The organism is Vibrio ouci (assembly GCF_004551525.1).
Classification (GTDB): Bacteria; Pseudomonadota; Gammaproteobacteria; order Enterobacterales; family Vibrionaceae; genus Vibrio; species Vibrio ouci.
In genome coordinates this window covers 1-8,205 of sequence record NZ_SATR01000076.1, presented here as the reverse complement: position 1 = coordinate 8,205, position 8,205 = coordinate 1, and the positions used below count along the sequence as shown (strand labels likewise).

Sequence of the window (8,205 nt, the reverse complement as noted above, 5' to 3'; positions counted from 1 at the left end):
GAGGTTGACTCAAAGGCAGCGGTAGCGCGTCATGAGTGAGAGATTGCTATGGGACTCACTGGACGGTGGATAAATGTGTGTTGTGMTCRCAAGGGTATGTGCTCTCCAGGCTCTCAATGACAAAGTCTGAAGTGCTGCCAAAGTTGGCAAGTAGATCTGGCCGTAAAAAACGSTGAGGCACATTTATCAAGAGACCATCAAGCGACKGCCAAATAATGTTCTCTATAAATAGAGTGGGGTGTTCCGCGTTGTAACTGAAGGTGGTTAGTGACTCTTTAGGGCAAAACCAAGGTAAGGCACCAGTTTGGATTTGGCGGTTGATGACACGAATGTGAGCTTCCTGTGTGCCCCACAAATATGCCTGAAGTAACTTGTATTCCGGTGTATTGSGCTGATCTATATAAACAATAAAAAACGGTAGGCTATCCACCTGGGTCAGTTTTTCATTGTTTAAGTCTGACWGGTTGTCAGAGGCATAATACTGTTTGACCTCGGTAATTAAGGTGTCAAGCTTTGGGCTTTTTTTCCAGGTCTCGTCTTGCGCCAGGGCTGGCGTGGTGGCCAGCGTGACGAATAGAACAATCCACATCTTTTTCATAACCTGCCTCCCTGTCTCGGAAAAAACAGTGTGTTTGAAAGTGCATGTTCCATTCTCGCACAGATGGGCATAGCAGTGCTGTTAATTAATGAATCATTTATTCGTGAATGATGTCTATCGCCCCTATAACACGTGCGCAGAGCGCTGGCGTTGGTAACAGGGATACTTATCCCGTAACCCGCTTGTTATTAAGGCGGAGGTCTTGCTGAAAGCCGTTAGCAGATCAGGGCGGCTGAAGCTTATTGTGGACTTGAAAGAACATGGTAATGGCGTGAAAGGTGACCTGGCCTCCACGGGTAAAGTGATTGCTTTTCTTGCGGTTAGGCGTGTGCATAATCGCTCCTTTGTCAGAAAAGAGGAGTCAGTTTCGGGGTGGATAGAAGGAGAACGTAAAAACGGCGCGACACAGAAACTGGCACGCAGTGGGTTGGGGGTGAAGTCGATGTTTCTTAAAAAGAGAGGGTTCGTTTAAATGCTTAGTAAGCCCAGTTCCCAACCCGGTGAGCCGGAGGGATTGTTTCGTAGCAGGGGTACTTTATTTGGAACCCATACTGAATAAGTCCTGACATGGGCTTAAACATGCCAATGCCTTTCGGTAAGTTATTTGGGCGACGTTGTAAGTCAATATCTAACGTTTCCCAAATCAGGTTTTCGATAAACTGGGTTGGGTTTTCAGCGTAATGGCTGAAGCCTCTAAATAACCCTGGCGGACAGAACCAGGGCACCACATTGGTTTCAATCTGGCGATTAATACCACCCGTATACGATTGCTGGACCCCCCACAGGTAAGCCTTAAGCTGTTTATACTCAGGCGTATCGGGCTTATCGATATACAGAATAAAAAATGACAGATTATCCACTTGAGTCATGCTTCGTTTATCAATAGTAAACAAGTCATCAGAGGCATAATGTTGCTTGAGTTTGACAATCAGGGCGTCAAGCTCAGGACTTTTGTTCCACGTGCCACTTTGCGCCCAGGCCGGAGCGACGAACAGCATGCTCAATAGAATGAACCATGTCTTTTTCATACGGCACCTCCGTGTGTATCCCAGGACGTTAACGGTACTGGGATACTATCAAGTAGACTCGGGTGAATAAACAGACAGTACTGTTTATTTATCCATTATTTATCTCCGTTGCGGTCGTACAATTGATACCCCGTATGCGGCTTCCTGTCTTCGGCTTTCTTTGCTGGAGGATTGACGTGGTTTTCAACCGTTTTGACCACATCCGAATCCGGGTTGATGGTCGGAGTGACAGGCTGCTCGGCTTCATTTTGCATATGGCCCGCGGTCACGGACACGCTACCTTTGATGTTGCGGTAAACATCATCATCAAACAGGTGGTCACTGCCGCGGTAATTGATCATATCGATGGTCACTTCTTCAATTTTGCCCTTGGCCTGCTTGGCACCACTGTTAATCATGGTTTTCTGCTCGGCCGAAAGCGTGGGCGTCGTGGCCAAATTTTGAGAGTTGTAGAACTTGGCTAAGGCCTCAACATCACTGTTGGAGGTCGATATCTCAAAGGCTTTCTCAAACGCCTCACTGCGAGCGTATTTATCGAATCGCTCTCGAACTTCCTTGAGCTCTTCCGGCTGAGTGGCGTTCATCAGGCGAGCGACACTATCTTTGTCCTCGAGCTCGGATTCCAGATAGCGTTGGAAACCACTGGTGATATTTTCGGTGAAGGTCAACGAATTACTATCGAGGCGAGACTGGATTTTACTCAGGCTGGCCACCTCAGCATTCGATTCGCTGACGGAGGCGGCGGCACTTTGCATACGTTGATGATTCAGCGCAAAGTCATGAGCATATTGCTCAACGGCGCTGTGGTTTTCCTTCGCATCGAGCGTGCGTCCTGCGCGACTCATCGCATTGGCGCCTTCACTGTATTGTTGGGTCGCCTGATCAAGCGCTTGCTTCTGCTCGGCACTCATGGCGTTGTAGGCCTGACGTTCCTCACTGCTCCATTGAACACTGGTGCTGACCCCGCCGCTCAGGATATTTTGCCCCGGCGTGCCGATGGTGAGCCCTGCACTGGCCCCTACACTGGCGGAGGTGGCATACGCCCGCGCCTGATCGCGGGTCCAGCCCATGGTTTGTGAGATGTTATCAATGGCGGATTCCATCTTCGAACGGGAGTGCGTGATCTGACCTTCGGTGGAGGCGTTGTGCACATCGCCATACGTGTCGCTGCGTGACCAGCTGTCGTTCCAGCGGTCACTTTGCTGCAGGCTGTTTGAATAGCTGTCCGTGAACGTATTGATATGTTGCTCCTGCGACGTTAACGCACTGGCGAACTGATCATTGACGCTGTTTTGTGCCATGCTGGCGACCTGTGCGTGCCAGACTGGTTTAGACACCGCTTCCTGTGCATTGTAGAGTTTACGCCCTCCATCATTTTGTAAGGTGGTGATCGAGGCGCCATCTTGCTGTTGAACGGTCGCCATGCCCGTTCGGAGCAACAAGTTGTCATCCCACTTATTGGCACTGGTGTTATTGAACGTGTAGTTTTGCATTTGCATATTACCGAAGTCCACATTACCCGTGGAGCTGGCGGCTGAGACCCGCGCGTTGGTGCTGTTGATCATGCTCGCCAGTTGGTAGTTCATCGCTTGCGCCGCGGCGACGCCCCCTTGCAAGATTTTTCCCGCGAGGACCGGAATGGCCATCATCAAGAATCCCGCCAGGTAACCAAACCGAATATGAAGCTCATCCAGCGCGTTGGCATTTTTCAGGGTCAGGCCATTCATAGGATCCGCCGTTGAGCTTGATGTGGATTCTAACGACCAGAGCATAAGGGCGTTTAAGATGGCAAACAGCGGTGGCCATGTGGCCAGATAAGCGAAGGTTTTGATGTAGTTCATCAGCACCATCTTGGTTAAGGCCGGAATGAGTGCGGCGGTGGCAATCATAAAACTTAAACAACTGAACAGGAAAAACAGCATGGTGTGCATCATGGGAATGAACTCACGCGCTTGCATGCCTAACGTCGCCCACATTGAGGTTTGCTGCATTTTGTTTGAGGTGTAGGCGTAGTTCATCGCCCTTGCATTCGGGTTGAGCGAATCAATGCTGCGGCGCATCGCATTCATGGCCATGTTCTGTCTGAGGATCTGGACCGCGTTATGGCTGACCCCAATGAAATCCTGATAACTGTTTTGCAGTGCGTTTCGAACGTGAGGTTTATAGATACTGGCTTTCTTACCATGCAAATACGTCCCCAGAAGATCAAGCTCTTCGGCAGAAGCGCCGTCGAACTCACGCTTGAGAATCGGGTAGATTTCACGGCAGGTTTTAAAATCCTGAGCCAGACCGTTGACCATCACACCCCGCAGAGGGCTCATCGAGTGTTCACCTAAAAAGTCAAAGATGTCAGGTGCCTGAAACAGGGCATTCCAGGTGTATTTACGGTTGATTTGAATGTCGCCAATGATGCAGTTCCTGAAAAAGTCGTTCCATATTCGGCGTTGCTCAATATCCCTTAAATCCACTTGTCTCGACAGTTGAAACAGCTCAGAGCCAAACATCATCCCCGTTCGTCCATACCGTTTGTCATCGCTGGTGGTAAAGAGGGTTTCAACCGTTTCGGTCACGCCCATCATCATGCTACTGAAGAACCACGTCGGTAAGGCGACAATATAGGGGACATTGTCCACCGAATAGACGCCGCCGGGCTCGGTTTTATCGATGATTTGAACGCGAGCGGTTTGATGGATCAGCATAGAGGGGACGAGGGCAAAGACGATGGCCCAAACGTAAAGGTGTTTGGTGTTTCGGGTCGCAAAGAAGTACATCATGGTCATGAGCGCCCCGATCATCAACGCAATCGAGCTCATAGAGGCAAAGCTGGCTGTCTGAAAGAAGGCGGCAACCGCGTTCAATAAACGCTGGAGTGTCTCGCCTTGTGAATAAACGTAATACTCTAAGTTCATGATCTATCCTCCGAAGGTAGAGTTTTGTTGGAGTTGCTCACTGAGCGTTTGCCATGCCTTATGGTCATTGCTCTTATGAGTTTGAATAAGCTGCGCTTGCTCAAGAATTTGTTGGGTTGCTTTTTGCGCCAACCCATCGGTGAAACGCTTTGCTCTGTCAATGTCACGGGTAACCACAGCAATATCGGTTAAGGCGACCTGCGTGTTGGCCAGTGAGGTCTGCACCACATTGAGCATGTTGGCCAGATAGCGATTCAGTAATTCAATCGAGGTCAGGCGAGAGTAAGCGGCAAAGTTCGGTAAGCGATTGGCTTGTGTCGCACTGAGGAAAATCGCTTGGATCGGGGTGTCTGTGTATTCCAGAAACGACTTCTGCGCATCAGTGAGCGTGGTATCGTTGGCAATCGCCGTGTAGAGCTGCTCTAAAAGGGTTCGGATACGGGCTTGAAGCCCTTTGGAAGCGGCAAGCGTCACGTGGGCTTGGCTTAGGTTCAGACAGTGTTTCGGATCGGTGTTGTCGCATTGGTAGTAGGTGACTTTTCCTCCTTCTAATAACGCCTGGACTAAGTTGTTGTTGTCGGCCAGAAGGCTGGAGTAGTAACGTGGCTTGCCATTCGCATCATAGATATACGTCCCGGATAAACTCATCAAGAATTCGGCCAGCGCCGTATCGCTCGACAGAAAGGGATTTTTTAATGCCGCCGACCAGACGATGTTGTGATTGGTCTGGGTTAAGTCTTCCAGCGCCGGGTGCTCACGGGCATTAGCCAGTTGTGTGCCGGCCTGTCCGCCGACCCCGCATTCCTGCTGCGCAGCCAACCAGTCTGAGAAGGCATTATTGTGCGTACCTATCGTCGAACAGATGTGTTTTTTCGTCTGAGGACTATCAAAGGCGGCGGCGAGTCCACTGACCGCCGCTTGCGCGGTCTCACAGGAGTTCATTGACTGATTGAGCCAGGTGTCGGCGATGTTTTGCAGGTTGTCGCGGATCTGTTTGATTTGCGGCGCCCAGGTCTGCAGCGCTAAATCGACCGCAAAAGGTGTGGCATTGGCGATCACCGCTTTCCCAAACTGGACCAGCTGATCCGAGTTAATGTGAGAAAAGCCCCCCATGAAGGCATCAATGCCGCTGCACCCCATCTTGATAGGGGGAACCGTCGCTGAAAGTAACTGGGCGCTTTTGATGGGAGAGCGGACGTACAGAGAGCCGCCATTGTAGTAGCTGGCGGATTGCCCTTTGTAGGAACTGGGATCCGACACATTGGTGTGATAACCCAAATCGTTAAAAAAGCCATCGAGAGAGCCGCTGACACCGGCTGCTTCGACTTGACAAATGAACATCAGGTACAGTGTAAGGTATTTCAATGGCTTGGGTATGTTTTCCACAGCAACTGTGGATAAAGAAGTGTCCATGGTGAGACTCCTTTTTGATTGAATATCCCGCTTTCTGCTCACCGTGGCCGGCAACCAGGGAATGATTCACTGAAGTGCGGGAAAGCCTGGAGTGACGCTGAGAGGCTACCCCGATGAAGGGGAGCGGATTGTCACACCGGTTTTGCGCAGTGCCTGTCAGTCAGGAGCAGGCGATTGCATCGCCTCGCGCAGATGTTGGTTACTCAATAGGCGGTTGACGCTTTGCTCGAGTTCTCGGTAAGTCACGTCCCCAATCGACACCTTGACGAATTTTCGGCTGCTGACGTTGATCAGGAACGTGGCAGGCACGGTGATGTTTCTGGGGTTGTCAAAAAACATCTGACTGATCTGCGGTGTGGCGGGGATAGGGACGGGGAAGTCCGGTATCGGTTGGTTATCGAGAGAAAACACATAAATATGGAATTGTTTCTGTTCGGCCAGAGCTTTGAGCTTTGGGGCGAACGAGTGACAGTATGGGCAGTCACTGCGGTAGAAAAAGACCATTGCGTACGGCTCTTGCATCGCTGCGTAGGCCGGTGACAGGGTGACGAGAGCCAGGGCGATGAGCGTCAGGCATCGTTTGAGCGTGAGGTATTTCATGGGCACTCCTTTAAAAGTCAGAGGCTTGATAGTCTGTGGCCACGTTGTAGAAGCGTCCGAGCAAATCGTGTTGTGAAATAAACCCGTAGGCGAGAGGCTTGAACTCTGAGGTCGTGGGGTTGACTAAGATAAGCGCAGGCGTGTACGGCACGATAACGCGGTCATGGTTGCGGCGACTTTGACGGACAGCGTCGATAAAGACGCCGTCGTTACTCACTCCAAGGAGTTCAATGTCGTAAGTGTCAGCAAATTGCTGTATCGACGGCGCGAGCGTTTGACTCAGTGTGTCGTTGCCTTCATAGACAAAGAAAAATCCCCAGCCTTCCTTTTTCATTTTTTCCACCATGTCGATTTTTTTGCGCCGCTCTTGCTGGTGGTATGGGCTTCTGGCTGCCTGTTCAACAGGGCGATCTTTGACGTAAGAGTACTCGGGGTGCTTGAGCAGGAGTTTTTTAAACGTCATGCCTGTCTGGGTGGCTTTCTGTCCAATGAAGTGATTCAGCTGCATGAGCTTGAGATAGGCCGCTTCATCTTGGGGGTTGATGGTGGCATCGGCCTTCACTTCGTCATAGGTTTGATGGAACCATTGCAGTTGCTGCGTGGCGCTCATCACGGTCGTGTTTGCATTGGCAGGTAAGGGCGCAGGCTCGGGTTTGGGGGGGATAGGGCGAGCTTTCGGCTCATTGTACCATTTCCATCCGTTGGGGGTGGCGTGAACAGGTTCAGAATAACTGAATACCCAGAGCCACAGGCCCAATAGCAGCCATGTATAGGTATGAGAGAGAAGGTTCATAGGCTTACCTGGCGAAAAATAAATAAAGGGTGGACGCGGCGCAGGGGCTATGGCCCGTACGCGCTGCGCAAACGCTCCTGGATCTCTTTGGCAGAAGGGAGCTGGGCGTTGCCGCGCATATCGTCAAAGAAATCAGAAAAGTCGATGCGGTCAAAACGAATGGCCTGAAGCTGCTCTGGGGTGAGGGCCTCGCATTTGGGGTGCTCCGCGGAGCCAAAACTCACGCCGAGTTGATCTCTGGCGCCCTCTGCCTGCACGATGCGCGCAAGTTTGCTGCCGAACACGCAATAGCCTTTCTTTTTGCGTACGCAGGCGCCGAGGATTTTAGTCGCGCAGTACGAGCCCAGAGCGATGGTTAACCCTTGCTCCTTGGCCTGACCAAGCGCTTTTTCCTGCTCACTGCACTTAGCCAGTCCAATGTCGGTGCCCCAGCCACTGTCTTTACAGCAATCGGCAAACCCAAACGCTTTGTCAGTGCAGTGCATCCCTTGTCCGGCAAAAATACGCGGCGGGTTGCCGAGTCCTTTTGCTGCCTCAGACAGGGCCGCTAACCCGGCGGCAGACTGAGCGAAGTCGTCAGATTGAGTCGGCGTAGCGCCATAGCAATCGCCATCGAGACAAAAGGTGGTGTCCAGACAATGAAGCTTTGTTGTGCTGCACGCTGTCACCGGACACGTCTTGGTGTGTTCCTTTTCGACGCACACGCCGTTTTGTCGCGTTTTGCAGCGGCTCGACGTGGTGGTGCAATTGTCGGCAAGTTCAGCGCAGGTGTCCGGGAAATCACACTGATACCTGAGCTGATACTTCCAGCAGCTCAGGTAGGTCCGAACGCCGTTAATGACCCGGGTCCCCGCGCCTTCGATA

At 51.5% G+C, this 8,205-nt stretch carries 8 protein-coding genes; 1 reads left to right on the top strand and 7 read right to left on the bottom strand.

Going from position 1 to position 8,205, the window contains the following annotated elements:
• Positions 1 to 55 precede the first annotated feature (55 nt).
• Positions 56 to 598 (bottom strand): hypothetical protein, encoded by a 543-nt coding sequence (locus ELS82_RS22775; protein ID WP_134837484.1) that lies wholly within the window; start codon positions 596 to 598, stop codon positions 56 to 58.
• Between the two features lie 202 nt (positions 599 to 800).
• Between ELS82_RS22775 and ELS82_RS22770 the strand changes: the two genes are divergently transcribed.
• Positions 801 to 1,070 carry a hypothetical protein gene (locus ELS82_RS22770; protein WP_134837483.1) on the top strand — a complete coding sequence of 90 codons (270 nt, stop codon included), beginning with the start codon at positions 801 to 803 and terminating at the stop codon, positions 1,068 to 1,070.
• A gap of 4 nt (positions 1,071 to 1,074) precedes the next feature.
• Here ELS82_RS22770 and ELS82_RS22765 read toward each other — a convergent pair whose 3' ends face one another.
• From ELS82_RS22765 to traN, 6 genes are all read right to left on the bottom strand, one after another.
• On the bottom strand, positions 1,075 to 1,626 hold the full coding sequence (locus tag ELS82_RS22765; protein ID WP_134837482.1) for a hypothetical protein: 552 nt from the start codon (positions 1,624 to 1,626) through the stop codon (positions 1,075 to 1,077).
• Positions 1,627 to 1,721: 95 nt separating this feature from the next.
• The gene (gene traG / locus ELS82_RS22760; protein ID WP_134837481.1) at positions 1,722 to 4,535 is read right to left on the bottom strand and encodes a conjugal transfer mating-pair stabilization protein TraG; all 2,814 of its coding nucleotides are present in this window, start codon (positions 4,533 to 4,535) and stop codon (positions 1,722 to 1,724) included.
• A 3-nt stretch (positions 4,536 to 4,538) separates the two neighbouring features.
• Complete coding sequence (locus ELS82_RS22755) at positions 4,539 to 5,948, bottom strand: conjugal transfer protein TraH (protein ID WP_134837480.1); 1,410 nt, start codon at positions 5,946 to 5,948, stop codon at positions 4,539 to 4,541.
• 156 nt (positions 5,949 to 6,104) lie between these two features.
• Entirely contained in the window at positions 6,105 to 6,548 is a 444-nt protein-coding gene (gene trbB / locus ELS82_RS22750; RefSeq protein WP_134837479.1) for a type-F conjugative transfer system pilin assembly thiol-disulfide isomerase TrbB, read from the bottom strand.
• Positions 6,549 to 6,558: 10 nt separating this feature from the next.
• Positions 6,559 to 7,341, bottom strand: a complete 783-nt coding sequence (gene traF / locus ELS82_RS22745) for a type-F conjugative transfer system pilin assembly protein TraF (RefSeq protein ID WP_134837478.1) — start codon at positions 7,339 to 7,341, stop codon at positions 6,559 to 6,561.
• A 47-nt stretch (positions 7,342 to 7,388) separates the two neighbouring features.
• Positions 7,389 to 8,205, bottom strand: an 817-nt coding sequence (gene traN, locus ELS82_RS22740; protein WP_167489480.1) for a conjugal transfer protein TraN, incomplete at its 5' end; no start/stop codon positions are given.

What these genes read in the sequence shown, in the direction of transcription:
- traG (WP_134837481.1), bottom strand. Translation starts at nt 4,535, where the DNA reads ATGAACTTAGAGTATTACGTTTATTCACAAGGCGAGACACTCCAGCGT.
- traF (WP_134837478.1), bottom strand. Translation starts at nt 7,341, where the DNA reads ATGAACCTTCTCTCTCATACCTATACATGGCTGCTATTGGGCCTGTGG.
- ELS82_RS22755 (WP_134837480.1), bottom strand. Translation starts at nt 5,948, where the DNA reads ATGGACACTTCTTTATCCACAGTTGCTGTGGAAAACATACCCAAGCCA.
- trbB (WP_134837479.1), bottom strand. Translation starts at nt 6,548, where the DNA reads ATGAAATACCTCACGCTCAAACGATGCCTGACGCTCATCGCCCTGGCT.
- ELS82_RS22765 (WP_134837482.1), bottom strand. Translation starts at nt 1,626, where the DNA reads ATGAAAAAGACATGGTTCATTCTATTGAGCATGCTGTTCGTCGCTCCG.